Raw genomic sequence first — 24,946 nt, 5'->3', positions numbered from 1 at the left:
GGTGCTCGGCCCAACGCAAGCGAAACGCTCAGCGAGGGCGCGGCACCGCGGCAGGCCGGTTCCCCCCAGTCCCCCGGGTCTCCCGGGCTCTGGTTCCGGCATGCCTGAAGCGGCCGGAAACGGCCGTGACGCCCGGCGCAGCCACAGTCCCCGACGTTAGGTAGACGTTTTGTTCCGCTCGATCACCACTCGCGCCGCTGCCCGCAAGAAGTCCTTCGCCGCCACCGCAGCCGTGCTGCTCGGCGCCTCGGGTGCGGTGCTCGGCACGACGGGCACGGCCTCGGCCGCCAGCCCGCAGGAGCTCGCCCGCGACATCGTCCCCGCCTCGCAGTACGCCGCCTTCAGCAAGATCGTCTCGCACGAGTCCGGCTGGAACCACAAGGCCACCAACTCCTCCTCCGGCGCCTACGGCCTGGTCCAGGCCCTGCCCGGTTCGAAGATGGCCTCGGCCGGTTCCGACTGGAAGACCAACCCGGCCACCCAGATCAAGTGGGGCCTGAACTACATGAACGAGCGCTACGGCTCCCCGAACGCCGCCTGGGCGTTCTGGCAGGCCAACGGCTGGTACTAAGCCTCACCACGCCGCCCCACGCACACCGCAAGGCCCCGCCCTCCTCCCGGAGGGGCGGGGCCTGCGGCGTTCCCGGACCGCTCCGGGTGATCCCTGGCCGGGTCCGGGCCGATGCTGGACCGGGTCCGGGCGGGTCCGGGCAGGTCCGGGCAGGTCCGGGCCGGGTCCGGGCAGGTCCGGGCCGGGTCCGGGCAGGTCCGGGCCGGTCCCGACCTGGCCGGGTCCGGGCCGTCCTCGGACGAGCCCGGGCCGTCCTCGGGCTTCGGGGCCGCGCGGTGGCCCGTTCTCAGGCCGACCCGGGGGCCGGCCTCGGGCCAGGCCCGGGCCGGTTCCAGGCCAGGCCCGGGCCGGTTCCAGGCCGTCCTCTGGCCTCGGGGCCGCTCGATGGCCCGTTCTCAGGCCGACCCGGGGCCGGCCTCGGGCCAGGTCCGGGCCGGTTCCAGGCCGTCCTCGGGCCTCGGGGCCGCTCGATGGCCCGTTCTCAGGCCGACGGGCCGGGCCCGGGCCAGGTCCAGGCTGGTTCCGGGCGAGGTCCAGGCCGGTTCCGGGCCGCCCTCGGGCCTCGGGGCCGCCCGGTGGCCCGTTCCCAGGCCGATTCCGGGCTGTCCTCGGACCTCGGGGCCGCCCCGTGGCCCGTCCTCAGGCCGACCCCGGGCCGAACCCCGGGTCGGCCTCGGGCCAGGTCCTGGCCAGGTCCAGGCCGGGTCCGGGTCAGGTCCGGGTCAGGTCCGGGCCGTCCTCAGGCCGTTCTCGGGCCTCGGGGCCGCCCGGTCGTCCGAGTTCGGGCCGGCTCTGGGCCTCAGGGACGGCCTGTCGCCCGTTTCGGGCCGGTTCCGGTCCGGGTCCGGTCCGGGTCCGGGCCTCAGGGACGCTCCGTGGACGCCGGGCTCGCGCCGGCCTTGCCTGTCGCCGCACCGGGTGCGTGCCCGAGTGCCACGACCCAGGTGCCGTCCCGGCGGAACATCGACACGTACGTGGCGAAGGGCCGGCCGTCCCGGCCCGTCCCGGTGACCCGCGCGCTCGCCAGGTCGTCGCCGGACTCGTGCGACACCTCGACGTCCGCGACCGTGATCCCCTTACCCCCGTCCGCGTCGACCTCCACGTACCCCGGGGGCCCCAGCTCGGCGAGCGCGGCCACGTCCCGTCCGTTCAGCGCCCGTACGTACGCGTCGACCGTCTGCCGTTTCGGCCTCCTGCGCGCACCCCGCGAGCAGCGGTATCAGCGGCAGCAGCACCCGGCCGACCGCCGCCGATCCCCATACTCCGCGTCTCGTCCTCATACGTCCGGGGACACGGGCACCCCGCTCCCGGGTTCCGCACCGACGGGCACGGGCGCGGACGCGGGCGCGGGCGCGGGGCCCCGCCCCTCCCACTCCGGAGGGACGGGGCCCCGCGGTTTCCCGGGCACCCCTGCCAGGTCTCGCGAGGCCGCGCGGGCCGCTACAGCCGCTGGATGATCGTTCCCGTGGCCTGCGCGCCGCCCGCGCACATGGTGATCAGCGCGAACTCCTTGTCGGACCGCTCCAGCTCGTGCAGCGCGGTGGTGACGAGGCGGGCGCCGGTCGCGCCGACCGGGTGGCCGAGGGCGATCGCGCCGCCGTTGACGTTGACCTTCTCCAGGCCGTCGAGGTCCTTCTCGAACTCCTGCGCCCAGCTGAGCACCACCGAGGCGAAGGCCTCGTTGATCTCGACCAGGTCGATGTCCCGGAGGGACATGCCGGCCTTGCCGAGGACCGCCCGGGTCGCGTCGATGGGCCCGTCGAGGTGGTAGTGCGGGTCGGCGCCGACGAGCGCCTGGGCGACGATCCGGGCGCGGGGCCGCAGCTTGAGCGCGCGGGCCATCCGCTTGGAGGCCCACATCACGGCGGAGGAGCCGTCGGAGATCTGGGAGGAGTTCCCGGCGGTGTGGATCGCGGTGGGCATGACCGGCTTGAGCCGGGCCAGGCCCTCCATGCTGGTGTCGCGCAGCCCCTCGTCGCGGTCGACGAGCCGCCACATGCCCTGGCCCGCGTGCTGTTCGGCTTCGGTGGTCGGGACCTGGACGGCGAAGGTCTCGCGCTTGAAGCGTTCCTCGGACCAGGCGACGGCGGCCCGTTCCTGGGAGATGACGCCGAGGGAGTCGACGCGCTCGCGGCTGAGGCCGCGGCGGCGGGCGATGCGCTCCGCGGCCTCGAACTGGTTGGGCAGGTCGACGTTCCACTCGTCGGGGAAGGGCTTGCCGGGCCCGTGCTTGGAGCCGGAGCCGAGCGGTACGCGGGACATGGCCTCGACCCCGCAGGAGATGCCGACGTCGATGACCCCGGCCGTGATCATGTTCGCGATCATGTGGCCGGCCTGCTGCGAGGAGCCGCACTGCGCGTCGACGGTCGTGGCGCCGGTCTCGTACGGCAGCCCCATGGCGAGCCAGGCGGTGCGCGCGGGGTTCATGGACTGCTCGCCGGCGTGGGTGACGGTGCCGCCGACGATCTGTTCGACGCAGTCGGCGGGGATGCCGGTGCGGCCGAGGAGTTCACGGTAGGTCTCGCCCAGGAGATAGGCGGGGTGGAGGTTGGCGAGCGCGCCTCCGCGCTTGCCGATGGGGGTGCGTACGGCTTCGACGATGACGGGTTCCGCGGCCATGAGCTCGTCCTCTCCTCGACCGGCGGGGTGTCCCGGCACCCCGTCCTGTCGGCGTCACGGGAGAACTAGTACGCGTTCTAGTTCTGAGTGAAGTCTTATGACTGCTACCGCCGGTACGCAAGGGTCCGGGAGGGAGGAGTTCGGCGACGGACACGAGCGTCGGCCGCACGCCCGGAGGCGTACGCGGCGGCGCCCGGAGGCATATTCGGCGGCGTCTGAGGGCGTATTCGGCCCGCGCCTCTTGCCACTTGTAGAACTCGTTACTAACTTTCCGGGCAACTTCTGATGGTCCATCAGATATGGAGCGTGCTGCCGATGCCGACCTGCCCCCACCTCCCCGAAGGATTCGACGCCACCGACCCCGACCTGCTGCGCAGCCGCGTCCCGCTCCCCGAGTTCGCGGAGCTGCGGCGTACCGCGCCGGTCTGGTGGTGCCCCCAGCCGCGCGGCATCACCGGCTTCGACGACGAGGGGTACTGGGCCGTCACCCGCCACGCGGACGTCAAGTACGTCTCCACGCACCCCGAGTTGTTCTCGTCCCAGGAGAACACCGCGGTGATCCGCTTCAACGAGCACATCGGGCGCGAGCAGATCGACGTCCAGAAGCTGATCATGCTGAACATGGACCCGCCCGAGCACACCCGGGTCCGCCAGATCGTCCAGCGCGGCTTCACCCCCCGCGCCATCCGCGGCCTGGAGACCGCCCTGCGCACCCGCGCCCGCGCGATCGCCGAGGAGGCGCGGGCCGCCGCCGCCGAAGACCCCGACGGCTCCTTCGACTTCGTCACGAAGGTCGCCGTCGAGCTGCCGCTCCAGGCCATCGCCGAACTCATCGGCGTCCCCCAGGCGGACCGCTCCCGGATCTTCGACTGGTCCAACAAGATGGTGGCGTACGACGATCCCGAGTACGCCATCACCGAGGAGGTCGGCGTCGAGGCCGCCATGGAACTCATCGGGTACGCGATGAACATGGCCGTCGCGCGCAAGGAGTGCCCCGCCGCGGACATCGTCTCGCAGCTGGTCGCCGCCGAGGACCAAGGGAACCTCTCCTCGGACGAGTTCGGGTTCTTCGTACTGCTGCTCGCCGTCGCCGGGAACGAAACCACCCGCAACGCGATCAGCCACGGCATGCACGCCTTCCTCACCCACCCCGACCAGTGGGAGCTCTACAAGCGGGAGCGGCCCGCGACCACCGCCGAGGAGATCGTCCGCTGGGCCACCCCGGTCGTCTCCTTCCAGCGCACCGCCACCCAGGACACCGAGCTCGGCGGCCAGAAGATCAAGAAGGGGGACCGGATCGGCCTCTTCTACTCCTCCGCCAACCACGATCCCGAGGTCTTCGAGGACCCGGAGGCCTTCGACATCGGCCGCGACCCCAACCCCCACCTGGGCTTCGGCGGCGGCGGGCCGCACTTCTGCCTCGGCAAGTCCCTCGCCGTGAAGGAGATCGAGCTGATCTTCGACGCGATCGCCGACGTCCTGCCCGACCTCACCCTCGCGGCGGAACCGCGCCGGCTGCGGGCCGCCTGGCTCAACGGCGTGAAGGAACTGCGCGTCCGCACCACCCGCTGAGCACCGCTGGGCACCGGCACCGGCACCGGACCTGGGGCCGGGAACCGGAATCCTCCCCCGCACGTCCGAGCGGACATGCGGGGGACACACACCACCAGAACCAACACCACCAGCATCAGCACCACCAGAACCACCACCAGAACCACGCCCAGGATCCTGGCCACACTCGTCGCGCTGCTCGCGCTGCAGCTCGGCTCGCTCGTCGCGCCCGCCTGGGCGTGCGGCTGCGGCGCGATGATCACGCGCCCCGAGGAGCGCATCGGCGTCGACCAGGAGCAGTCCGCCGTCCACTGGGACGGCCGGACCGAGACCATCGTCATGCGCTTCCGCGTCCACGGCGACGCCAAGCACGCCGCCTGGGTCATGCCGGTGCCGCACCGCGCGGACGTCACCCTCGGCGACCCCGGGCTGTTCGACGCGATCGAGGAGCTCGCGGCGCCCGAGGAGCGGGAGCGTTCCTACTTCTGGCCCCGCGAGGACGACTGGCCCTTCGACTCCGGCTACGGCGACGGCGCCTCGGCCGGCGCGCCCCCCGGCGACTCCGTCGGCGTCGTCGGCCGCGAGCGGCTCGGCCCCTTCGACGTGGCCCGGCTCACCGCCACCGACCCGAACGCCCTCGGCGACTGGCTGCACGCCAACGGCTTCCCGCTCCCCGAGCGGCTCTCGCCCGAACTCCGGCCCTACGTCGAGCGGAAGTGGGAGTACGTCGCCATCCGCCTCTCCCCGGAGGCGAAGGGCGTGCCCCTGTACGGCGAACTGACGCCGCTCCGCATCACCTTCGCCTCCCCCGAACTCGTCTACCCCATGCGGCTCTCGCGCCTCGCCGAGACCCGCCAGACGCTCGGCCTCTCGATCCTGGCAGCCCACCGCATGGAGCCCCGCTCGTCGATCGGCGGCGAGGCCCCCGAGGTCACCTTCGCCGGCCGGATCGACCGTCCCGAAGGCCCCGTCGCCGCCCTCGCCGGCGGCGCCCCCGTCCACCTCACCGTCCTCCGGCAGCGCTTCCCCGAGCCCTCCCGCATCGACGACGACCACGTCCTGCGGACGGTCGCCGACACGCCGTACCGCCAAGTGGTCTACCGGGAGCACCTGCTGACGGTCGCCGGCATCCCGGCCTGGATGCTGACGGCGGGCGCGGGCGCGGCGGTGATCGCCGGCCTGACCGTGTTCCTGACCGTACGGGCGAACCGCCGCCGGGTACCTTCGGCGGTATGACGAATCCTCAGACGAACCCTCAGTGGAACGAGGTCGACGCGTACGTCACCGACCTGCTGGTCCCCGCCGACGAGGTCCTGACCGCCGCGCTGGCCGACAGCGCGGCGGCCGGTCTCCCCGAGATCGCCGTCGCCCCCAACCAGGGCAAGCTCCTGAACCTCCTCGCCCAGGTCCAGGGCGCCCGCCGCATCCTGGAGATCGGCACCCTCGGCGGCTACAGCACCATCTGGCTGGGCCGCGCCCTGCCCGCCGACGGGCGCCTGATCAGCCTGGAGTACGACCCCCGGCACGCCGAGGTGGCCCGCGCCAACCTCGCCCGCGCGGGGCTCGCCGACCGCGTCGAGGTCCGCACGGGCGCGGCCCTGGACACCCTCCCCCTCCTGGAGAAGGAGGGCGCGGGCCCCTTCGACCTGGTCTTCGTCGACGCGGACAAGGCCAACAACCCGCACTACGTGACCTGGGCCCTGAAGCTCTCCCGCGCCGGCAGCCTGATCGTCGTCGACAACGTCGTCCGCGCCGGCCGCGTCGCCGCCCCGGACCCCTCGGACCCGGCGATCACCGGCACCCGCGCCATGTTCGAGCTCGTGGCGAACGAGCCGCGCCTCGACGCGACCGCCTTCCAGACGGTCGGCACGAAGGGCCACGACGGCCTCCTCATCGCCCGCGTCACGGCCTGACCGGAGACCCCCCGGCCCGCCATCCCACGAAGAGCGGCAGCTCCCCGTCGGCGTCGAGGACGACCACCCCGAAGGGCCGGTCGAAGGCGATCCGCTCGACGGGCAGCGGCCGGGCCGCGCTCCGGGTCATCTCCACCTGGGTGACGGCCGCCGCCTCCACCCCCGTCTCGCCGACCTCCACGACCGCCTCCTGGAGCGCCTTGGAGACGTACAGCGGCTCGGGCGAGAGCCCGGAGAAGTCGGCGCCGGGCCGCGACGGTGCCGTCACCCCCACCGACCCCAGCCAGGCCAGCGCGTCGATCCGGCCCCGCAGCCCGAACCGGGGCAGCGCCAGCTCGACGCCCCCGGCCCGTACCGGTTCCCGCCCGCCGTCCGCCCAGGCGAGCGGCACCACCGCGTCCGGCCCCGCGCCCACGAGTCCGAGCACGAACCGCACCCGTGGCGCCCGCTCCCCCGCGCACGGCAGCTCCACCACGGTCCCGCCCGCGACCCGCCACGCCCACCGGGCGGGAACGCGCCGGTGCATGGTCGGCACCTCCGCCACGCTCCCGTCCGCCCCGGTGAACGGCGCGGGCCGGGTCCCGCCCGCGTCGAACGCCTCCCGCCACACCGCCCCCAGGGCCACCACGCCGACGAGGACCAGGTCGGCGCCCCCGTCCAGCGCGTCGGGCAACCCGCCCATCCGCCCCCCGCTGACCTCGGCCACCCACGCGTCCAGCTCCGCCCGCGCGTCCCCGCCCAGCTCCCCGAACGCGATGCCCGGCAGCGCGCTCCGGTACGCCGCGCGCACCGGCACCCGGCTCCGCACCGCGACGCCGGCGGAGACGCCCGAGGACCGCGCCAACGCCGCCGCCACCCCGGCGACGGCCGGCCCCGCCTCCTCCCCGGCCACCCCGAGCACCCCCCGCAGCTCCTCGGCGGCCCGCCCCCGCGCCCCCGCCGCCACGGCACCGAGCGCCACCCACAACCCGGCCGGCGACCCGACGAAGTCCCGCGCCGCGTCCCCCGGCAGCAGCCACTCCGCCAACTCCCGCACCGCCCCCGCCCACACGGCCCCGCCCTTCCCGGTCATATCCTGCCTTTCATGAGCATCGTGAAGATCAACGTCCTGACCGTGCCCGCCGAGCAGCGCGAGGTCCTTGAGCAGCGGTTCGCCTCGCGGGCCGGGGCCGTGGAGGGCTCCGGCGGGTTCGAGTGGTTCGAGCTGCTGCGGCCGCTGGAGGGCACCGACCAGTACCTGGTGTACACCCGGTGGCGCAGCGAGGAGGACTTCCAGAACTGGATGAACGGTTCGATGAAGGCGGCCCACCAGGGCACCGCCGGCGGCGCGGGCGGCGAAGGCGGCGGCGAGCGTCCGAAGCCGGCCGCTTCCGGTTCCACGCTGTGGTCCTTCGAGGTCGTGCAGCAGGCGTCGCCGAAGCAGTGACCCGGAGCCCCGGGGGAGGCGGAACCCCGGGGAGGCGGCCCCCTGGGGAGGCGGCCCCCTGGGGAGGCGGCCCCCTGGGGAGGCGGAGCGAAATCCGGCGGCGGACGTGATCGTGCGGGCCGCAGAATGGCCCGCATGACCTGGAACTTCTCCCCCGAGCGCGTCGACACCCCGGACGCCACCGCACTCCGCCGCGACTACTACGGCGACGTCGCCGGACGGTACTTCGGGCGGGTGCTGACCGAGGACGAGTACGACGACGACATGATCGACGACGGGCTCGGCCTCCTCGCCCCGCCCGCCGGGCAGTTCCTGGTCGGGCGGTACGACGGGAAGGCCGCCGCCTGCGGCGGCCTGATCCTCCTCGACGCCGACCGCGCCGAGCTGACCCGGGTGTTCGTCCGCCCCGCCTTCCGCGGCCTCGGCGGCGCCGACCTGCTCATGGGCGGCCTGGAGGAGGCCGCCCGCGCGCTCGGCGCCCGCCGCGCGGTCCTCAACACCCGCCTCGACCTGGTCGAGGCGCGGACGCTGTACGTGCGGCACGGGTACGGGGAGATCCCGGCGTACTGCACGGGGCCGTACATGGAGATCTGGTACGGCAAGGAGCTCTGAGCCCAGCCGGCCCGGGCGGCCCCGCCTCCTCCGTCAGCCCGCCCAGACGACGACGTCGAAGGTGGCGTTCGTGTCGCCGGCCTGGCCGGCCATGTCCTTGACGGTCATCCGGACGAGCCGGCCCTCGCCGGTGCGGCCGCAGACGGTGAGGCCGGTCTTGATGCGGATGTCGTTCGAGGTGGCCTGGGTGTCGACGACACCCGCGCAGTCCTCGTACGTCGGCGCCTTCGCCGCGCCCTTCCACACGAGGGCCTTGGCGCCGTTGTCGGGGCGCAGCATGTGGTCGCCGAAGGGGAAGACGGCGAAGTCGTTGTCGCGGTTGATCTCGGACATCACGGGCGGCGCCGCGTCGAGGTCCTTGTCCTCCACGTACGTGATGACGAGGGTGCCCTGCCAGTGGACGGTGTCGGGCGCCGGGCCCGAGGGGGTGGCGGGGGCGGACGGGGTCGACGCGGCGTCCGTCGTCGGCGCGGTGTCCGCGGTCGGCGTGGTGTCCGTACCGGCCGTGGCGTCCCGCGTCGGCTTGTCGTCCGCCGACGGGCTCGCGCTGGTCGGCGCCGGGGCCGGTGCGGCGGCCGGGGTGTTGTCGTTGCCGCTGCTCGCCAGATACGTGCCGACGACGCCGATCACCGCCGCCACCAGCGTCGCGCCCGCGCCGATCCAGGCGCCCCGGTGCGACGGCGGGCGGGTCGGCGGGGCCGTGTAGACGACGCCGTACGCGGGTCCTTCCGGGTACTGCCCCGGCGCGTGTCCCGGCTGCGGCGGCCAGCTCTGGCCCGGCTCGTGACTGCTCATCCTGTCCGTCCCCCTGTGACTGGAAGTCGATCTTCGGCTGGACAGGTTACCGACCCGGTCCCGCGTTCTCCGCCACGAGCCGAATGTCCGGATATGACCTGCGAAGGGGCACGCGTGTTCACCCGGGGGCAGCGGGGCGCCTGCATAATCACTGCCAGTTGCGTTGGGGAGGGGACACATCATGACCGGACACGCATGTCCTGATTGCGGCGGTCGGCGTCCGGGCTGCGCCTGCGCCCGTACGGCGGAGGCGGCGGCGACCGAGGACTTCGACCCGCTCAGAATCAGACCGTACGTCACGCTGGACGCGCCCGACGACGAGGCGGCCGACCCGCCGACGACGCAGCTCACGGCGGTACGGGTGGGACCCGGGGACGCCGGGCACGCCGGGGAGTACGGGGTGATGCCTGGCGCGCCCGGGGGCGCCGGGGAGTACGGCGGCCATGGCGGGCCCGGTGGAGGACATGGCGGGTCCGGCGGGCAGGGCGGGCAGGGCGGATACGGGCCGTACGACGACGGCTTCTCCCCCGTCTCCCCGTACGGCTCCGAGGGCGGGTCCGACGCGACCATGCCGCTGCTGCTCGGCGGGGTCGGCGGCGCGGGGGGCGCCGGCGACTCCTGGGCTGCAGGGGCGGCAGGGGCGCCCGGGACGGCCGGGGCGCGGCGGGAGCGGTCGCGCCGGCGGCGGGGCGGCGCCCTGGTCGCGGGCGTCGCGGCGGCGGCCGTGGTCGGCACGGCCGCGCTGGCCGCGGCGGTGTTCGGCGGCGAGGAGCCCGAGGACCGGGCGATCGTCCCCGAGGTGACCACGAGCGCGTCCCTGAACCTCGCCGTCTCGGAGGAGCCGTCCCCGTCCTCCGACAGTCCGACGCCGAGCCGGACCCCCTCGCGGACGCCCTCGCCCAGCTCGTCGTCCCCGACGGCCTCGAAGTCCCCGTCCCCGTCCCCGTCGGCCTCGCGGACGACGGCCCCGACGGCGACCGGCTCGCCGTCCGCGACGGGCGCCGCGGCCCCGCCCCGCCCCTCTTCCTCGGCACCCGCGGCGCCCGCGGCCCCGACGACCGCCTCGCCCACCGCCACCCACACGGACGCTCCCGAAGGGGCCACGCTGAGCCTCGGCGACACGGGGCCGGAGGTGGAGGAGCTCCAGACGCGGCTCCGGATCCTGTGGGTCTATCTGGGCGAGGCCGACGGGGTCTTCGACGAAGAGCTGCGCTCGGCACTCATTCAGTACCAGAGCCGGTTCTGGCAGCTGGAGGACCCGGAAGGCGTGTACGGCCCGGACACCCGGCGCAAGTTGGAGCGGGAGACCAAAAACTCCCACCGCTGACGGGATCGGAAGAGGTCGGAAGAGGTCGGCAGGGGCCGGAAGGGATCGGAAGGGGCTCGGCGGGGGGGCCGGGTGGCCAAGACCGCCCCCGGTTTTGTATCGTGAAGAAACAAAGTGGCCCCGCCCGTACTCCCTGACCGGCGGGCGGGACCGCTTCGTTCTCCGCACCACCCCCCTGGAGACCCCCATGGCCGCCACCCCGGCAACGCTCACCGCCCGCGCCCTCCTGCTCGACATGGACGGCACCCTGGTCAACTCGGACGCCGTCGTGGAGCGCTGCTGGCGCCGCTGGGCCGACCGGCAGGGGCTGGACGCCGCCGACGTCCTGAAGGTGGTCCACGGACGCCAGGGCTACGCCACGATGGCGGTCCTCCTCCCCGACCGCCCGATGGCCGAGAACCACGCGGACAACGCCGTGATACTCGCCGAGGAGACCGCCGACGTCGACGGCGTCGTGCCGGTGGCAGGCGCTCCCGCCTTCATGGACGCGATCACGGACTTCCCGCACGCCCTGGTGACCTCGGCGGACGAGGCCCTCGCCCAGGCCCGGATGGGCGCGGCGGGCCTGCGGATGCCGACGACCCGGGTGACCGCCGAGCAGGTCGGCGCGAGCAAGCCGGACCCGGAGGGCTTCCTCAAGGGCGCCGCCGAGCTCGGCACGGCCCCGGCGGAGTGCGTGGCCTTCGAGGACTCCGAGGCCGGCATCCAGGCGGCGAAGGCCGCCGGGATGCGCGTGGTGGGCGTGGGCCCGCGCGCGGCGGCCTTCGCGCCGGACCTGTACGTACCGAACCTGACCCGCCTGCGACTGGACGCGAACGGGGACGGGACGATGACCCTCGGAGTCGTACCGGAGTAATCCCCGGCCACCCGGCAACTCGGACTCCCGAGCCCGCCCACCCCGCGGACTCCACCCACCTCACATCACCGCACAGACCACCGCGCGCGGCCGGACGATCCGGCCGCGCGCGGTGGTCTGCGGCCGCGGGGGGGGGCGGCGGTCACGGGGGCGGCGGTCACGGGGGCGGCGGTCACGGGGGCGGCGGTCACGGGGGGGCAGTCGCGGGGGCGGCGGCCGTGGGGGCGGCGGCCGCGCACGCGGGGGGGGCTCGACAGACGATCCCCCTCCACCCCTCCCACCGGCGGAATCTGGCACTCCGTCAGGACACGTCACACCCCTTGATGTGACGTGTCCATGTCGCCACCCTGTTACCTGGCGCACCCCCCGACGAAACCTCGCGCCGCCACGATGACCGGGCCGTCGCCCGGTACCGCACGGGACCGGCCGAACCGCCGAGGTCCCACCGAATCAAGGGAGTCCCCCCATGCCCATCGGCAAGGTCTACGCGCGTCGAGCCGCCGTGCTCGCCTCCTCCGCCGCCCTCGCCCTCACCGGGCTCACCACCACCGCGCCCTCCGCCCAGGCCGCGATGCCGACCCCGGTCAGCGCCGCCACCGCCCGTACCTACCTGGCCTCCCTCACGGTCAAGGCGGAAGGTTCCCTCACCGGCTACAGCCGCGACCTCTTCCCGCACTGGATCACCCAGTCCGGCACCTGCAACACCCGCGAGACCGTCCTCAAGCGCGACGGCTCGAACGTCGTCACCAACTCCTCCTGCGCCTCGGTCAGCGGCAGCTGGTACTCGCAGTACGACGGCGCCACCTGGACGGCCGCCTCCGACCTCGACATCGACCACGTCGTCGCGCTCGCCGAGGCGTGGCGCTCGGGCGCCAACTCCTGGACCACCGCCCAGCGCCAGGGCTTCGCCAACGACCTCACCCGGCCGCAGCTCATAGCCGTCACCGACAACGTCAACCAGTCCAAGGGCGACAAGGACCCGGCCGACTGGCTGCCGCCGCGCACCGCGTACCGCTGCACCTACGCCCGCGCCTGGGTCCACGTGAAGTACCACTACCACCTCAGCGTCGACTCGGCGGAGAAGAGCGCCCTCCAGTCCGTCCTCAACGGCTGCTGACCGCACCCCTCCTGACACACCGTGAGCCGGCGCGGAAGCCCCGGCCCGAAAACGGCGTGAATTCGGCGCGCCTGTGGTCCAGACCTGAGCAACTCTTACCGCAGGCGCGCCCCCCCCACGGCCCCTCGCCCGAGATGATTGAACTTGCAAGTACAACTGAGGGATGCCTAACCTGGCGGCCGTTCGGTTTCCGTCCCCCACGTCCGCCCCTCTCCGGGCGGGCCAGGCCGAAGGAGTTCCCCCACCATGAGCACCCTCACGCACCGCCTCGACCAGGCGCAGCCCTACGCGCTCGGTCTCTTCCGCATCGTCATAGGCCTGCTCTTCGCCTGCCACGGCGCCGCCTCGCTCTTCGGCGTCCTCGGCGGCGCGATGGGCGGCGGCACCGTCCCCGCCGGCACCTGGCCCGGCTGGTACGCGGCGGTGATCCAGCTCGTCGGCGGCGTCCTGGTCCTCGTCGGCCTCGGCACGCGCGGCGCGGCCCTCATCTCCTCGGGCTCGATGGCGTACGCGTACTTCTGGGCCCACCAGCCCGAGGCCCTCTTCCCGCTCCAGAACCACGGCGAGACCGCCGCGCTCTTCTGCTGGGCCTTCGCCCTCCTGATCTTCACCGGCCCGGGCGCCCTCGCACTCGACGGCCTCTTCGGCGGCAAGGGCACGAAGGGCTCCCGCGCAGGCGACCCCGAGCGAGGCACGGAGAAGCAGAGCACGCCGGTCGCGGCCTGAGACCGTACCCCTGGCGGAAGGCCGAATCGCCGGCCGAAGGCCGCGTCCCTGGCCGGAGGCCGTACCCCAGGGCCGGAGGCCGTACGCAGGGCCGGAGGCCGCATCCCCGGCCTCGGGCCGTGCCCCTGGCCGGAGGCAGCACCCCCGGCCCAAGGCCGCACCCCGGGCCGGAGGCCGCATCCCTGGCTCAAGGCCATGCCCCTGGCCGGAGGCCTCATCCCCGGCTCAAGGCCATGCCCCTGGCCGGAGCCGTGCCTCCGGCCGGAGGCCGCACCCCCGGCCGGAGGCCTCATCCCCGGCCGGAGCCATACCCCTGACCGCAGGCCGCATCCCCGGCCGGAGCCATACCCCTGACCGCAGGCCGCATCCCTGGCCGAAGGCTGCATCCCCGGCCGAAGGCCATACCCCTGACCGCAGGCCGCATCCCCGGCCGAAGGCCACATCCCTGGCCGAAGGCCGTACCCCTGGCCTGAGGCAGCACCTCCGACCGGAGGCCCTGCCTCCTACCCAAGGCCACACCCCGGCCCAGGCCACACCCCCGGCCGGAGGCCGTGCATCCTGCCCGAGGCCGTATCCCCGCCCCGAGGCACTCACCTCCCACCCCTCCCACCCCTCCCGACCCCTCCCGCTCCCTCGGCCCCGCCCGGGCTCCCGCCGGTACCCACCCGGCGGGGGTCCGGGCGGCGGCGCGTAGGCTCTGGCCCTGTGAATCTGCTCGACAACATGGGCTCGCTGAGGTCGCTGACCGCGGGCCCGTGGATCTATCCGGTGGTGGCGACGTCGATCCTGCTCGACGTCTTCCTTCCCGTGCTGCCGAGCGGCTTCCTCGTGATCTCCGCCGCCACGGCCGCCTCCGCGGCCCTCGGCTCGGCGAACGCGCCCGCGGACGTCCCCTCCCTGCTGCCGCTGCTGCTCACCGCGGCGACGGCCTCGGCGCTCGGGGACTTCCTCGCGTACCGGCTCGCGCTGCGCGGCGGACGGCGCATGGACCGGGCGATAGCCCGCTCCCGCCGCCTGACCGTGGCGCGGGAACGTCTCGGCACCGCCCTGGCCCGGGGCGGCGGCCTGATCGTGGTCCTCGCCCGCTTCGCCCCGGCCGGCCGCTCGGTGGTCTCCCTCGGCGCGGGCGCGGCACGGCGGCGCCCCGAGGAGTTCCTGCCCTGGTCGGCCCTGGCGGCGGTGATCTGGGCCTCGTACAGCGTCGGGCTCGGCTGGCTGGGCGGCCAGTGGCTGGGCGCGACCTGGTTCAGCGCGGGGGTCTCGACCCTGGCGCTGCTGCTGGCGGGCGGACTGGCCGGCTACCTCATACGGCGTCCGGGGACGGCTCCGGCTCCGGCGTCCTGACGGCGTGGTGGTGGGCTCCTCTCACCTCCAGGGTGGCGAGGAGCCGGACGGTGGCGTCGGCGATCTCGTCGACGGCCCGGTCGAAGACCTCCCGGTTGTGCGCGGCGGGGGCGCGGAAGCCGGAGACCTTGCGGACGTACTGGAGCGCGGCGGCGCGGATGTCGTCCTGGGTGGCTTCGTGGGGCAGGACGGGCGGACGGAGCGTCTTGATGCTGCGGCACATGCTTCCAGTGTGACCCGCCCCACTGACAGCGGGTGCGGGTCGCGGACGACCGTCGCATTCCAGCCAGACGCGACAAGGCGCGGCACGCATCAGCACGCCTCGGCACGACCCGGCATGCCTCGGCACGGCACGATCAGCACGGCGCGGCAGGGATCAGTTCAGCCCCCGCCGGCTGCGCGCGTTGATCTCGGCGGCGCGGGCGCGGAGCTCGCGCAGGGGCGTGGCGGGCTGGACGTCGCGGGGCTCGGCCTCCCACTCGGCCTCGGGGCCGCCGTGGACGGCGCGGATCAGGAAACGGCCGGAATCGCTCCGTACGAAGAAGCCGACCCGCCCCGTGGCGGTGTCACGGACGAGGTCGCCGACCTCGGGCACAGGTTGCACGCCACCCCTCCGTCCCGTCCGGAATGCTGCGTGGGGACACCCAGGGAAACCCGGAGACCTCGCCCTGTCAACGTATCTCTAGAGATGTCCCCCGATGGATGGATCACGAGGGCAGGACGGCGCACACGTGTGCACCCTGGCCGCGGGAGGCCCCTTAGGGTGTCCCGCAGACGAAGGGAGTGGTCCACTCGTGACCGACCAGGACAGCACTCGTCGCCCCAAGTACCAGCGCATCGCGGATGAGTTGAGAACAGCGATCCAGTCCGGCGACTTCGCGCCGGGCGACCGGCTCCCCGGCGAGAACGACCTCATGTCCACCTACGAGGTGGCCCGGATGACCGCCCGCCAGGCCCTCTCGGTCCTCCGCGGCGAGGGCCTCACGGAGGCCCGCAAGGGGGCCGGCGTCTTCGTCCGCGCCTTCCGCCCGCTGCGCCGCCGCGGCATCCCGCGCCTCGCGGCGGACGGCTGGGCGGGCGGGCGTTCGGTGTGGGCGGCGGAGGTGGAGAACCGGGACCTGGTCGTGGACGGGATCACGGTGACGGAGGAGGAGGCGGGTCCCCGGGTCGCCGCCGCGCTCGGCCTGCCGCCGAAGGCCCCCGTCTGCGTCCGCAGCCGCCGCTTCGTCCTCGACGACAAGCCGGTGCTGCTCTCGGTCTCGTACCTCTCCGCCGATCTGGTCCGCGACACGGCCGTCACCCGCCCCGACACGGGCCCGGGCGGCACGTACGCCCGCCTGGCCGAACTGGGCCACCGCCCGGTCCGCTTCCGCGAGGAGATCCGCTGCCGCATGCCGACGGCGGACGAGACCACCCGCCTGACCCTCCCCCCGGGCACCCCGGTGGTCCTCATCGGCCGCACGGCGTTCACGGAACGGGGCCGCCCGGTCGAACTCAACGACATGACCCTGGACGCCTCGTCCTACATCCTGGAATACGACTTCGACGCCTGACGCCGCCTACCCCTCCCGAGCTACCCCTCCCGAGCCCCAGGCACAACAGGGCTCCCGCCCTTCCCCTCCACATCCCCCCCGACCTGCGCCCCCAAGGTCATCACATTCAACGTGGCTGCGTTCTCATGGGCGATGGCCTTCTCCACCCGGGCCACGAGCAACGCGAACGCCTCCCGCTGCGACAGCTCCCGATAGGGCCCGACCCGCGTCTCGAAGTAGACCCGCTCGTGCCCGAGGAGCTGCTCGGTCGACCGGTAGTTCTTCCACTGCTCCCGCTACCGGTAGACGCTCTCCAACGACACCGCAGCCACCACGACCACACTCAGCACGGTCGCGGTCACCCGCGCGAACCCGGCATCCAGATTCACGAACACCGGCACCAACGCCCCACCCACCACGGACACCGTCCACCACGGACACCGTCCGCATCCGCAGATGCATCGCCTTCATCCGCCCGGCCTTGACGTCGTACCACTCCTGATACCGCCCCTGCCGAGTCTCCACATACTTCTGCGCCGTCATGTCCCCACCGACAGCCCCCGCATCAGGAGCATCCCCCCACGTCAACCATCCCGCGAGTACACCCACCCCCGACACCCCCGTCAACCCACCCCCTCCCCCCGACACACGCCTCCCGCCGACGCGCCCCCGCAGACCTCCAGCTAACCGATCGGGGATCCCCCGGAGGGTTGCGAGACCGCCTCCAACTCCGCACGCTCCAAGGCCGCGATCGTCCTGCGCCGCCATCGAACAACCACAAACGCCCCGACCACAGCCACCAGCACTGCGGCGAACACAGCACCCCAGACCAAGGCGCCCATGAGATACCCGACCGACTCCAAGGCACTCTCCCCCTCACCTACAGCTCCACCGACCCGAATCTCGTAAGACCATCCCATACCGGTTGGCGTGCACTTCCTGGCTATTCGGCAATGCGGACGGGGCGCACGAGCCGGCCACCGACGAGGAGCGGAACCGCCCCACCCGGCACTGCACGCCCCGCCCTCGCCTACACTGCCGCGGCCCCCGATTGACCGTGGCTGTCTGCTCGGTCTGGCGCGGATCTGGCACGGTCCCTGGCGCCGACGCCTGCGCCGTGAGTCCGTCCGCCATGCCCCGTTCAGAACCGGATCGCCGGCTCCATCTGCCATGGCAATTGCGCATGGCCGCCGTCATCCAGCTTCGTTGATGTCAGTTCTAGATGTCCGCTCCTGCGACAACCGCGAGGAACCCGGTCACTCTTCGTCGCTACGCTCCAAGACCAGGCCGACGGACCCGTCTTCCAGTCCGTTGTTGTCTTCGAGGTGCAGATGAGCCCCATCAGGAACTCCTTCGCCTGCCAGCACCAGAAGATGCCCGGCAAGCGTCCTGAGACCCGCGGCGTTCGCCTCGATGACGACCTCGCCTCCAAGGTTGCGTACCTCGATCCGGGCATCGGCATCCCAGGAGAAGTGGAGCCTCGCGCCCTCAACGGCGGCCGTGACGTGAGTGCTCTCGATCGGCACTGAGCCGGTTTCCGAAGTCATGGAACTCATGATGCCGCCACAGGGGCAGGGCACCAGGGCCGGGAGCTTTCCCTCGTGCCCCGCACACTGACAGACGTCCAGGAAGCCACGGTCACAGTTGCGCCAGGCATCAGTGATCCTCGCTCGGACGATGTCCTTTCTCGCCAGCAGAGCAGCCACGTCCACGCCGTACTCGCCCAGGGTGAGGTCGACGTACCAGCAAAGCTGCTCCCGCTCCTCGGTGCAGAAACCGGCTCCCATGTGTGTCGACAGCGTTGAGCGCGAGAACGATCCTTTCGACCGCCCGGAAGACCTTCCCGTCGGAAGGATTCACGAGACCCCGCATCTCCGCCTCGAACGCCTCCAGCGCCGAGTCCGTCGCCCTCAGCACGAACTCTGGGTGCATCTCTGCCACGCCTGCACCATCGGGCTCCAAGATCCCGGCCTCGACGTCTCGGGCCGCCTGCGCCATCCAGACACGCCAGGTCTCAGGAGGCCTGCTCACCATGACGAGAAGGTGCGCAGAGGCACTGACAGCCCAGTTCGATCGGGCGCTTGGCAGTAGTCGGCCCGCCCGACATGTCAGACCTCCCTGGCATCCTGCGCCCGTGAGAATGACATGGGCCGACTTCTGGGCACTGATAGCCACCCTGAACGGCGAAGCCACCAAAGAGAACTGCCATCGCCTCGCTGAGGAGCTGAGCCGCCGCCCCGTCTCCGACATCGTCGGCTTCGCGGAACGGCACGCCGAGGCGCTCTACCGTCTGGACCAGGAGAAGTTCGGCACCCTGCCGGTGATCGACATGACGCTTCGGGACGGCAGTCCCTTCCCACAGTCGTCCGACGCGTTCCTGTACTCCCGATGCGCGGTCGTCGCCGCCGGCCGGGCCGTGTGGGAGAGCGTCTTCTCCGACACGGACAAGTTCGCTCCGTACACCTCCACCGAGCTCGACGGCGAATCGCTCCTGTACGTCCCGGACGAGGCGTACGAGCTGGCCACCGGCAACGAGTGGGACCGCACGACCCGCCACTGCTTCGAGAGCTGCTCGAACAGAGACGGTTGGCCACACCTACGAAACTGAGGCGAGCCCCCGCTTGACCTGCAGGGCCAGTGGCCTCGCGGACCTGGCAAGATCGAGGAGGCGGGGCAGTGCCATGAGGGGAGGACCGGTGGGAAGCCTGTTGCGTGTCGGGGACGTGTTTCGGTCTGCTCGAAACAGAGATCCCGAGGTGGCGTTCATCGACGGTCACCCAAACATCCACCACGTCACAGCCTCGGAGAGGCTCGCTCAGATCCAGCTCAGCAAGGGAATCAACCCGATTGCCAAGGTCAAGGCGCCCGGCGGGCTGCGCCGTCCGTGCATCCTGATCCGCTCCAGCCCGTGGAAGGCCGGAACGGCTGAAACGCCCTGGCACGATGTGTTCGACCTGGACAACGGCCGAATCCTCTATTTCGGCGACCATCGGGTCGACCACACGGTGCCGGTGGGCACCACACAAGGCAATGCGGTACTGCTGGAGGCACTGGAGGAACACCAGGGGCTCGCTGCGGAGCAGCGCGCGCTGGCCGTACCGCTGCTGGTGTTCGCCGCGGTCTCGCGCAACAAGACACCCAAGGGATACGTCGAGTTCTGCGGCGTTGCGGTGATCGACCGCGCCGAGCAGATCGAGCAGCAAGCGACGGGAACCTCCTTCCCGAACTATCGATACGAACTATCCCTCCTGGATCTGAGCGCAGAGAACGATCAGGTCGACTGGGCTTGGATCGAGGCTCGGGGCAACCCTGAGCTCTCGACCGCCGACGCGCTGCAGCTCGCTCCCCGTTCCTGGCGCCAGTGGGTGGAGCAGGGGCATGCTGCGATGCCCGAGGCTCGGCGTTGGGCCGTTCGCCCTCCCAGCGGCAGGGAAACGGTCCGGCAGTCGCCCGAGAGCGGCCGGGAACTCACGCCGCCGCTTCCCGCGCCACGCGAACCGGACGCCTCCGGTTCGGCCTCCCGAACCCCGACCGAATCGTCCGCCGAGCTCATGGTGAGCGTGCTCATGGACAGATTGAGGAACCTCCGGGTCCACAAGAGGAACGGTCGGCAGAGCAGGCACAAGCCGTTGGCTCTCCTGTGGGGCATCTCCCGAGTGGCCACGGGCAAGCCTCACCTCGCACCTTGGCGAGAGTTCCGCGAGGAAGTGGGCAGCCTGTTGGCCGAGTTCGGCCTCCCCGAATCCTCCATCACCCCCGAGTACCCGTTCGTGCACCTGCAGACGAGCCGACTGTGGGATGTCCATGGCCTCCCACCCGAGCTGGTCGCCGTGGCCCACGCCGCAGCGTTCGACAGGCTCAACCCCGAAGGAGGAGTGACCGAGCAGGTCGCGCGGCTGCTGGAAGACCCCTTCGTCCGGTCCCAGGCTGTGGCTGTCCTGCGGGAGACCTACCTGGCAGACATAGATCAGCACGCCCTGCTGGAGCGGCTGGGACTGGCCGGCTACGAAAGCGCCGGCGGCATCGAGGACTCCACAGAGGATCACGCGAGGGAAACGGTTCCTGCCGCACGCCGCACGGTCACCTCCTCCCTCGTCATCCGCGACACCGCCCTGACGGCCAAGGTGAAGAAGCTGCACGGCGACCGCTGTCAGGTGTGCGCCCTCCAGCTGTCGACCCGCTTCGGCACCTACAGCGAGGCCGCCCACATCCGTGGCCTCGGCCGCCCCCACAACGGCCCCGACGAACAGGCCAACCTGCTCGTCCTGTGCCCGAATCACCACGTTCAGTTCGACACCCTGGCGATCTACATCGACGCCGAAGGAACCGTTCGCTCGACGGCGAACAACAGCCCCATAGGCCCGCTCCGCAAGCACCCCGCCCACCCACTCGACGAAGCGCACCTTCGCTACCACCGAGCGCTCTGCGGCAGGGACACGACCGCCCATGCCACCCAAGGCGAGACCTCCTGACCGGACCAGACGGCTGCCGCACGTCAGAAGGCGTGCACGGCAGCCGTCATCGAGCACGAAGCCTCGCCAAATCAACCAATCAGCTGCCCGACGGAGAACGACGTCACGAACCTCCCCCGGGTAGCCGAACGCACCCGGCCATCGGTCCGTCGCCCATCAGCACCACGAACCCACCCGCCCCTCCCGGAGCCACTCCTTCTTCCCCCCTATGTTGAAGGCTTCCTCCGCCATTTCCCCTGATCACGCCCTTTTACGTCGGGCACGGACGTCAAAGGCCCCCAGCCATGATCGACTGGGGGCCTTTGTGCTGGTGGGCGCGGACGGTTTCGAACCGCCGACATCTGCTTTGTAAGCCTGGCGCCTGCGGCTGATCCGTCATCGCAGCTCAGCCCCTCGGTGCGCTACGACGGCTGCCACAAGCCGTGAACGCCGCATCGATCCTCCAGTGACCGTGGTTGACCGTTCGATCTGGCACGCATCTGGCACGCGTGCCGCCGGCCCCCTCATTGACCGCGAGCAGCCGCACCTTCCGGCAGGTCGGTGACGCGCCGGGCGGTCACCAGGTAGCCCGCGAAGCTCACGTCAGGCCTGGCCTTCGCCCACCCGTCCGCCTTCTCAACCGGCACCAGTACAGTCGTCCCCGGAACGGGGTGGTTCACCCTGTCCGTGGAGCCCGGGGGTACCCCATAACGGCAGTGCACCTCGACGATCGACACCACTTCCACCGAGGTGGGTGCGTGCCCCTCCTCCTGGCCGTGATGCTCCTCGCAAAAGTCGATCTCATCCGCACGTTCGCTACCGACAACGTCGACGTAGTCCTCCGAATCGACCTCCAGCAGCGTCCACGAGACAACGTCCCCCGGCGCGAAGCTCTCTCCGCAGCACTGCATCTGCCAGTCATCGACCCAAATCGTCAACGTCATGTCGTCATTGTCCACCGAGCGACCCACGCTCAAGAGGGCCTCGGGCAGGACCATCGGCGGTGTCACTGTTGTCAGGGAGAGATGTCAGGCCGGCCCGGGGCTTGCCACCCTTCGGCGGCCAGCTCTTCGCTTTCCAGAGCCGCGATGGCGCGCCGACGCCACCTGACGGTCAGCACCGTGGCGACCACACCTGCGAGTAGGGCCATGACAGCGCTGCCCCACGCCACGGCGGCAATCGCGTACCCGAGTGTCTCCAAAGTCCTTCACGCTCCCGCTTCGTCGTCTTCGTCGCTGCCCACGGTCTCCAACAAACGCCGCCTCGCCTGCTCCAGGCGGCCGGCGTAGTCAGGCATGAAGACCTCGGGCAGAGTCGTCTCCAACGTTCCGGAAATCGCGTAGATCCCCGACCAGACCGCTCGGTCCGGCACGATGGCGTCCAGCTTGTCGGACTGCATCATGACTTCATACAGCCAGTCAGACAGGACGAATGCCTGGTCACGCGTGAGTTTGATAATCACTGGTTCTTCGTCCACATGGTGACCGTACAGCCGAGGTCGGAAGAGCTGCTGTGGACTGGAGTTGTTCTGGAGCGAGCGACCTACAGACGTCGCCCGCGTCCGGCATGACGATTCGAGCCACGGACGTCAATGCCGCTGGATCGGAACCTCGTAGACGATCTCGCACAGGGAAGCAGGTACGACGATGTCCGCCGTCTCTACGGGCCTGCCCTGGTCGCTGTAGTACGTCCGCCGGATGTGGGTGACGAGCGCGGCCTTCTGGATCCCGAGGAGCGACGCCTCCTCTGCGGTCGCCTGCCGCGGCTCGGGCTGCTCGACGGCGTGGCTGACCGTGACTCCGATCTCTGCCATCCGGTTCACAACGCCGGCCCCGGCGTGAGGCCCACCCTCAGGAAGGACGACAAGGGTCCCGCCAGTGAGGTCGTACGGCTCCCAGCTCGTCGACAGCTGCACGGGCCGCCCGTCGGCAAGAAACTCATACACGGTCCGGACGCACAGCTCGCCCTCACCGACCCCGAGCCGCGCAGCGATCTCGGTCGGCGCGGGCACCTTCGCATCGGTTCGACTCTCCCAGCCGCCATTCCGCCCCACGGCCTTCATGTCGGCCCGGAACGGCGACCCATCGGGCTGCTCACGCGCCGCAGACCGAACCATCCGCACCCGCTGCCGAGGCTCGGCCACGTACGTCCCCGACCCAGCCCGCCCCTCCAACACACCCTGGGAGATGAGCAGCTCCTGGGCCCGACGGACGACGTTCTCACCCACCCCGCACTCCTGGCCGATCTGGGCCCGCGAGGGCAGACGGTCTCCGGGAGTCCACTCGTGCTCCGCGATCCGCCGCCGCAGTTCGTCGGCGATGCGGAGGTATGGCGGCTGCTCAGACATATGGAAAATCTAGTCCACTAGCTCTAATCTAGTTAACTAGCTTCACTCAAAGTGATCGCCGGTGACGGAGGCTGTCCTGTGCCTGCTCCAGAAGTAAGCGCGGAGGCCTTGGCCGCCCGGCTAGCAGCTGTCGGACTCACCACACGCGTGGAAGAGCACCCCGAGCACACATCGATCGAAGCGGAGGTACCGAAATCCCTCCCCGCCGAGACATGGCGGGAGGTCTTGGAAGTGGTGGCCGCAGCGGACCGATTCGGTCTCCTGGCTACCAGCCTGGGCGGCCGCACACTCTGGGCCGCCGTGACCAAAGTGGTCCCCGCGACGGGCGATGTCCGGGGACCTGGCCATCAGCGATAGGAGCTGATCAGCATGTTCAACCGTATCCGTCACGCCATCAGGCGCACCAGGGAACGGCACGCCCCAAGGGCCCGGCACCGCAATGCCTTAACGCCAACGCCCCCGACGCTCATCCGCCCCAAGCCGTCCGACGAACTGACGCTGTTCCTCCGGCAGCTCCGAGACCGCACGGACTTCCTCCCGGGCGAAGAGACGGCCCTCGTCCGCCCGTACGTCTTGGCCGGCGAGCAATGCACCCGGCAGAGCTCGGAGCCGATCCCGCACGACCTCCTCGCCCACACCTGCTTCGCGCCGGCGGAGGTCCACGGATGACCCGTGTGCCTCGGCGGCGACCACGCCCTACCGATCCAGCGCATGCCGGATCGGCACCCACCACGAGTGCGCGCACTCCTCCCCGACGACGGCGCCGATCGGCATCCCGGTCATCTACGAGGCGTGCGCCTGCTCCTGCCACTCCGCGACCACGTCACCGGAGGCGACCTCGTGAACGGCTTCCCCCCGGGCGGCGCACTCGCCTCCCCAGTCGAGATCACCACGACCACCGTGCAGCGCGGCGACGTCATCCAGATCGGCGGCCAACCGTGCCGAGTAGCTGACCTCCGCCAACTGCCCGGCGGCGCCAAGCGCCTCCTCTTCGAATCGGGCGAACTCCTGACCATGCACACCCGAACACGCCTGATCGCCGTACGAGTGCTCAGAAGGTGGTGATCGCCCCTATGCCGTCTCTACGCCACACCATCGCCGCCGACCTCCGGGCCCGGATCACCACCGGCCATCTGAAGGCTGGCGCCCGCCTCCCCTCGGAGCCCCAACTCGCCGCGGACTACAAGGTCAGCACCCCGACCCTGCGCAACGCCCTCGCGCTCCTCCAGGCCGAAGGCCTAATCGAGAAGATCCACGGCAAGGGCAACTTCGTCCGCCGCCCTCTCCGCAGACTCACGTACACCGGAGGCCGCCTCACCCCGGACGCAGACCTTCACGTCACGATCCGCACCACCAAACTCCGAGCGCGCGGAGACCTCATCCCTCTACTCAAGGTCCCTTCGCGCACCCCGCTGACGGAGTTCCTCTGCCTCACCCATCAGGGAGAGAGGCCGCACAGCCTGGCCCGCATCTACGTCCCGCGCGACCTGGAGCCAGCCGAACTGTCGTGGCATCGCCACGGACGGGCGGAGACCCGAGAAGTAGTTACCGCCCGACTCCCCACCCCAGAAGAGGCCTCCGACCTCAGAATCAGCACGACGCTGGCCGTGATCGCGATCACGCGAGTGTCTGCCGACATCACGGGCCGCGTGATCGAGGTAGCCCGCCTGATCCTCCCCGGCGACCGCGCCGAAGCGCTCTTCACCACTCATCACACGATCGAAGAGATGAGGACGGACGGATGAAAGCCCACAGCGAG

At 71.6% G+C, this 24,946-nt stretch carries 29 protein-coding genes and 1 pseudogene; 18 read left to right on the top strand and 12 right to left on the bottom strand.

Translation table 11 applies throughout. The features are described from left to right. Window positions 1-169: 169 nt before the first annotated feature. The gene (locus HHL19_RS03265) at window positions 170-571 is read left to right on the top strand and encodes a transglycosylase SLT domain-containing protein (protein ID WP_169085280.1); all 402 of its coding nucleotides are present in this window, start codon (window positions 170-172) and stop codon (window positions 569-571) included. Between the two features lie 862 nt (window positions 572-1,433). Here the strand turns inward: HHL19_RS03265 and HHL19_RS03260 are convergent. Then, on the bottom strand, window positions 1,434-1,709 hold the full coding sequence (locus tag HHL19_RS03260; RefSeq protein ID WP_169085278.1) for a hypothetical protein: 276 nt from the start codon (window positions 1,707-1,709) through the stop codon (window positions 1,434-1,436). 302 nt (window positions 1,710-2,011) lie between these two features. Beyond that, window positions 2,012-3,190, bottom strand: a complete 1,179-nt coding sequence (locus HHL19_RS03255) for a steroid 3-ketoacyl-CoA thiolase (RefSeq protein ID WP_169085276.1) — start codon at window positions 3,188-3,190, stop codon at window positions 2,012-2,014. A gap of 315 nt (window positions 3,191-3,505) precedes the next feature. Here HHL19_RS03255 and HHL19_RS03250 point away from each other — a divergent pair, with 315 nt between their 5' ends. The 3 genes from HHL19_RS03250 to HHL19_RS03240 all read left to right on the top strand — a co-directional run bounded on the left by HHL19_RS03250 (window position 3,506) and on the right by HHL19_RS03240 (window position 6,654). Beyond that, entirely contained in the window at window positions 3,506-4,762 is a 1,257-nt protein-coding gene (locus tag HHL19_RS03250) for a cytochrome P450 (protein ID WP_169085274.1), read from the top strand. A gap of 75 nt (window positions 4,763-4,837) precedes the next feature. Beyond that, window positions 4,838-5,977, top strand: a complete 1,140-nt coding sequence (locus HHL19_RS03245) for a DUF2330 domain-containing protein (RefSeq protein WP_169085272.1) — start codon at window positions 4,838-4,840, stop codon at window positions 5,975-5,977. Continuing rightward, window positions 5,974-6,654 carry an O-methyltransferase gene (locus HHL19_RS03240; protein ID WP_169085270.1) on the top strand — a complete coding sequence of 227 codons (681 nt, stop codon included), beginning with the start codon at window positions 5,974-5,976 and terminating at the stop codon, window positions 6,652-6,654. Before HHL19_RS03245 ends, HHL19_RS03240 begins: the two co-directional genes overlap by 4 nt. Here the strand turns inward: HHL19_RS03240 and HHL19_RS03235 are convergent. After that, complete coding sequence (locus tag HHL19_RS03235) at window positions 6,644-7,726, bottom strand: serpin family protein (RefSeq protein ID WP_169085268.1); 1,083 nt, start codon at window positions 7,724-7,726, stop codon at window positions 6,644-6,646. The two genes, HHL19_RS03240 and HHL19_RS03235, sit on opposite strands and share 11 nt — an antisense overlap. A 12-nt stretch (window positions 7,727-7,738) precedes the next feature. On the opposite strand from HHL19_RS03235, the gene HHL19_RS03230 reads away from it, so the two are divergent. Then, complete coding sequence (locus tag HHL19_RS03230) at window positions 7,739-8,080, top strand: antibiotic biosynthesis monooxygenase (RefSeq protein WP_206324492.1); 342 nt, start codon at window positions 7,739-7,741, stop codon at window positions 8,078-8,080. Window positions 8,081-8,206: 126 nt separating this feature from the next. Next, entirely contained in the window at window positions 8,207-8,692 is a 486-nt protein-coding gene (locus tag HHL19_RS03225) for a GNAT family N-acetyltransferase (protein ID WP_169085266.1), read from the top strand. A 33-nt stretch (window positions 8,693-8,725) separates the two neighbouring features. On the opposite strand, the gene HHL19_RS03220 is transcribed toward HHL19_RS03225, so the two are convergent. Then, window positions 8,726-9,487 (bottom strand): hypothetical protein, encoded by a 762-nt coding sequence (locus tag HHL19_RS03220; RefSeq protein WP_169085264.1) that lies wholly within the window; start codon window positions 9,485-9,487, stop codon window positions 8,726-8,728. Between the two features lie 181 nt (window positions 9,488-9,668). Here HHL19_RS03220 and HHL19_RS03215 point away from each other — a divergent pair, with 181 nt between their 5' ends. The 5 genes from HHL19_RS03215 (at window position 9,669) to HHL19_RS03195 (ending at window position 14,857) form a co-directional block, all read left to right on the top strand. Further along, entirely contained in the window at window positions 9,669-10,814 is a 1,146-nt protein-coding gene (locus tag HHL19_RS03215) for a peptidoglycan-binding domain-containing protein (protein WP_169085262.1), read from the top strand. A gap of 187 nt (window positions 10,815-11,001) precedes the next feature. After that, entirely contained in the window at window positions 11,002-11,670 is a 669-nt protein-coding gene (locus HHL19_RS03210; RefSeq protein ID WP_169085260.1) for an HAD-IA family hydrolase, read from the top strand. A 472-nt stretch (window positions 11,671-12,142) separates the two neighbouring features. Next, window positions 12,143-12,787: an HNH endonuclease family protein gene (locus HHL19_RS03205; protein ID WP_346768265.1), complete on the top strand. Its 645-nt coding sequence runs from the start codon at window positions 12,143-12,145 to the stop codon at window positions 12,785-12,787. Window positions 12,788-13,033: 246 nt separating this feature from the next. Continuing rightward, complete coding sequence (locus HHL19_RS03200) at window positions 13,034-13,513, top strand: DoxX family protein (protein ID WP_169085256.1); 480 nt, start codon at window positions 13,034-13,036, stop codon at window positions 13,511-13,513. 711 nt (window positions 13,514-14,224) lie between these two features. Further along, entirely contained in the window at window positions 14,225-14,857 is a 633-nt protein-coding gene (locus HHL19_RS03195; protein WP_169086262.1) for a VTT domain-containing protein, read from the top strand. Here HHL19_RS03195 and HHL19_RS03190 read toward each other — a convergent pair. Beyond that, window positions 14,817-15,080, bottom strand: a complete 264-nt coding sequence (locus HHL19_RS03190) for a DUF2277 domain-containing protein (protein ID WP_169085254.1) — start codon at window positions 15,078-15,080, stop codon at window positions 14,817-14,819. The two genes, HHL19_RS03195 and HHL19_RS03190, sit on opposite strands and share 41 nt — an antisense overlap. A 153-nt stretch (window positions 15,081-15,233) precedes the next feature. After that, window positions 15,234-15,461 carry a hypothetical protein gene (locus tag HHL19_RS03185; protein ID WP_169085252.1) on the bottom strand — a complete coding sequence of 76 codons (228 nt, stop codon included), beginning with the start codon at window positions 15,459-15,461 and terminating at the stop codon, window positions 15,234-15,236. Window positions 15,462-15,651: 190 nt separating this feature from the next. Between HHL19_RS03185 and HHL19_RS03180 the strand changes: the two genes are divergently transcribed. Further along, window positions 15,652-16,410 carry a GntR family transcriptional regulator gene (locus HHL19_RS03180; RefSeq protein ID WP_169085250.1) on the top strand — a complete coding sequence of 253 codons (759 nt, stop codon included), beginning with the start codon at window positions 15,652-15,654 and terminating at the stop codon, window positions 16,408-16,410. 20 nt (window positions 16,411-16,430) lie between these two features. Here the strand turns inward: HHL19_RS03180 and HHL19_RS37005 are convergent. Then, window positions 16,431-16,635 (bottom strand): annotated as a pseudogene (locus HHL19_RS37005) (DUF4231 domain-containing protein); the annotation flags it as partial. A gap of 1,010 nt (window positions 16,636-17,645) precedes the next feature. After that, window positions 17,646-18,176, bottom strand: coding sequence for a hypothetical protein (locus HHL19_RS37000; RefSeq protein ID WP_240981384.1), 531 nt, complete (start codon window positions 18,174-18,176; stop codon window positions 17,646-17,648). 353 nt (window positions 18,177-18,529) lie between these two features. Here HHL19_RS37000 and HHL19_RS03160 point away from each other — a divergent pair, with 353 nt between their 5' ends. Continuing rightward, a complete protein-coding gene (locus tag HHL19_RS03160) occupies window positions 18,530-18,997 on the top strand; it encodes a DUF4240 domain-containing protein (protein WP_169086258.1) in 468 nt (155 codons plus the stop codon). 148 nt (window positions 18,998-19,145) lie between these two features. Beyond that, window positions 19,146-20,861 carry an HNH endonuclease gene (locus tag HHL19_RS03155; RefSeq protein ID WP_169085248.1) on the top strand — a complete coding sequence of 572 codons (1,716 nt, stop codon included), beginning with the start codon at window positions 19,146-19,148 and terminating at the stop codon, window positions 20,859-20,861. Between the two features lie 503 nt (window positions 20,862-21,364). Here HHL19_RS03155 and HHL19_RS03150 read toward each other — a convergent pair. The 3 genes from HHL19_RS03150 to HHL19_RS03140 all read right to left on the bottom strand — a co-directional run bounded on the left by HHL19_RS03150 (window position 21,365) and on the right by HHL19_RS03140 (window position 23,187). Next, entirely contained in the window at window positions 21,365-21,784 is a 420-nt protein-coding gene (locus HHL19_RS03150) for a DUF6578 domain-containing protein (RefSeq protein ID WP_169085246.1), read from the bottom strand. Window positions 21,785-22,047: 263 nt separating this feature from the next. Further along, entirely contained in the window at window positions 22,048-22,317 is a 270-nt protein-coding gene (locus tag HHL19_RS03145; protein WP_169085244.1) for a hypothetical protein, read from the bottom strand. A 111-nt stretch (window positions 22,318-22,428) separates the two neighbouring features. Further along, the gene (locus tag HHL19_RS03140) at window positions 22,429-23,187 is read right to left on the bottom strand and encodes a GntR family transcriptional regulator (RefSeq protein ID WP_169085242.1); all 759 of its coding nucleotides are present in this window, start codon (window positions 23,185-23,187) and stop codon (window positions 22,429-22,431) included. A 78-nt stretch (window positions 23,188-23,265) separates the two neighbouring features. On the opposite strand from HHL19_RS03140, the gene HHL19_RS36995 reads away from it, so the two are divergent. Continuing rightward, on the top strand, window positions 23,266-23,544 hold the full coding sequence (locus HHL19_RS36995) for a hypothetical protein (RefSeq protein ID WP_169086256.1): 279 nt from the start codon (window positions 23,266-23,268) through the stop codon (window positions 23,542-23,544). A 12-nt stretch (window positions 23,545-23,556) separates the two neighbouring features. After that, window positions 23,557-23,856, top strand: coding sequence for a hypothetical protein (locus tag HHL19_RS03130; protein ID WP_206324490.1), 300 nt, complete (start codon window positions 23,557-23,559; stop codon window positions 23,854-23,856). A gap of 114 nt (window positions 23,857-23,970) precedes the next feature. On the opposite strand, the gene HHL19_RS38410 is transcribed toward HHL19_RS03130, so the two are convergent. Next, window positions 23,971-24,150 (bottom strand): hypothetical protein, encoded by a 180-nt coding sequence (locus HHL19_RS38410; RefSeq protein ID WP_346768264.1) that lies wholly within the window; start codon window positions 24,148-24,150, stop codon window positions 23,971-23,973. Here HHL19_RS38410 and HHL19_RS36990 point away from each other — a divergent pair. Both HHL19_RS36990 and HHL19_RS03120 read left to right on the top strand, forming a co-directional pair. Then, window positions 24,073-24,252: a hypothetical protein gene (locus HHL19_RS36990; RefSeq protein ID WP_346768263.1), complete on the top strand. Its 180-nt coding sequence runs from the start codon at window positions 24,073-24,075 to the stop codon at window positions 24,250-24,252. The two genes, HHL19_RS38410 and HHL19_RS36990, sit on opposite strands and share 78 nt — an antisense overlap. Window positions 24,253-24,260: 8 nt before the next feature. Beyond that, window positions 24,261-24,932: a GntR family transcriptional regulator gene (locus HHL19_RS03120; protein WP_169085238.1), complete on the top strand. Its 672-nt coding sequence runs from the start codon at window positions 24,261-24,263 to the stop codon at window positions 24,930-24,932. The last annotated feature ends 14 nt before the right edge of the window (window positions 24,933-24,946 follow it).

Source organism: Streptomyces sp. R302, from assembly GCF_012927245.1.
In the GTDB taxonomy this organism is placed as follows: Bacteria; Actinomycetota; Actinomycetes; order Streptomycetales; family Streptomycetaceae; genus Streptomyces.
This window is presented reverse-complemented; position numbering and strand designations above follow the sequence as displayed.

Bases quoted from the DNA above. Each gene is read 5' to 3' on its own strand.
- HHL19_RS03255 (WP_169085276.1), bottom strand. From the start codon at position 3,190: ATGGCCGCGGAACCCGTCATCGTCGAAGCCGTACGCACCCCCATCGGC.
- HHL19_RS03250 (WP_169085274.1), top strand. From the start codon at position 3,506: ATGCCGACCTGCCCCCACCTCCCCGAAGGATTCGACGCCACCGACCCC.
- HHL19_RS03245 (WP_169085272.1), top strand. From the start codon at position 4,838: ATGCGGGGGACACACACCACCAGAACCAACACCACCAGCATCAGCACC.
- HHL19_RS03240 (WP_169085270.1), top strand. From the start codon at position 5,974: ATGACGAATCCTCAGACGAACCCTCAGTGGAACGAGGTCGACGCGTAC.
- HHL19_RS03235 (WP_169085268.1), bottom strand. From the start codon at position 7,726: ATGACCGGGAAGGGCGGGGCCGTGTGGGCGGGGGCGGTGCGGGAGTTG.
- HHL19_RS03230 (WP_206324492.1), top strand. From the start codon at position 7,739: ATGAGCATCGTGAAGATCAACGTCCTGACCGTGCCCGCCGAGCAGCGC.
- HHL19_RS03225 (WP_169085266.1), top strand. From the start codon at position 8,207: ATGGCCCGCATGACCTGGAACTTCTCCCCCGAGCGCGTCGACACCCCG.
- HHL19_RS03220 (WP_169085264.1), bottom strand. From the start codon at position 9,487: ATGAGCAGTCACGAGCCGGGCCAGAGCTGGCCGCCGCAGCCGGGACAC.
- HHL19_RS03215 (WP_169085262.1), top strand. From the start codon at position 9,669: ATGACCGGACACGCATGTCCTGATTGCGGCGGTCGGCGTCCGGGCTGC.
- HHL19_RS03210 (WP_169085260.1), top strand. From the start codon at position 11,002: ATGGCCGCCACCCCGGCAACGCTCACCGCCCGCGCCCTCCTGCTCGAC.
- HHL19_RS03200 (WP_169085256.1), top strand. From the start codon at position 13,034: ATGAGCACCCTCACGCACCGCCTCGACCAGGCGCAGCCCTACGCGCTC.
- HHL19_RS03190 (WP_169085254.1), bottom strand. From the start codon at position 15,080: ATGTGCCGCAGCATCAAGACGCTCCGTCCGCCCGTCCTGCCCCACGAA.
- HHL19_RS37000 (WP_240981384.1), bottom strand. From the start codon at position 18,176: ATGGGAGCCGGTTTCTGCACCGAGGAGCGGGAGCAGCTTTGCTGGTAC.
- HHL19_RS03160 (WP_169086258.1), top strand. From the start codon at position 18,530: ATGACATGGGCCGACTTCTGGGCACTGATAGCCACCCTGAACGGCGAA.
- HHL19_RS03150 (WP_169085246.1), bottom strand. From the start codon at position 21,784: ATGACGTTGACGATTTGGGTCGATGACTGGCAGATGCAGTGCTGCGGA.
- HHL19_RS03140 (WP_169085242.1), bottom strand. From the start codon at position 23,187: ATGTCTGAGCAGCCGCCATACCTCCGCATCGCCGACGAACTGCGGCGG.
- HHL19_RS03130 (WP_206324490.1), top strand. From the start codon at position 23,557: ATGTTCAACCGTATCCGTCACGCCATCAGGCGCACCAGGGAACGGCAC.
- HHL19_RS03120 (WP_169085238.1), top strand. From the start codon at position 24,261: ATGCCGTCTCTACGCCACACCATCGCCGCCGACCTCCGGGCCCGGATC.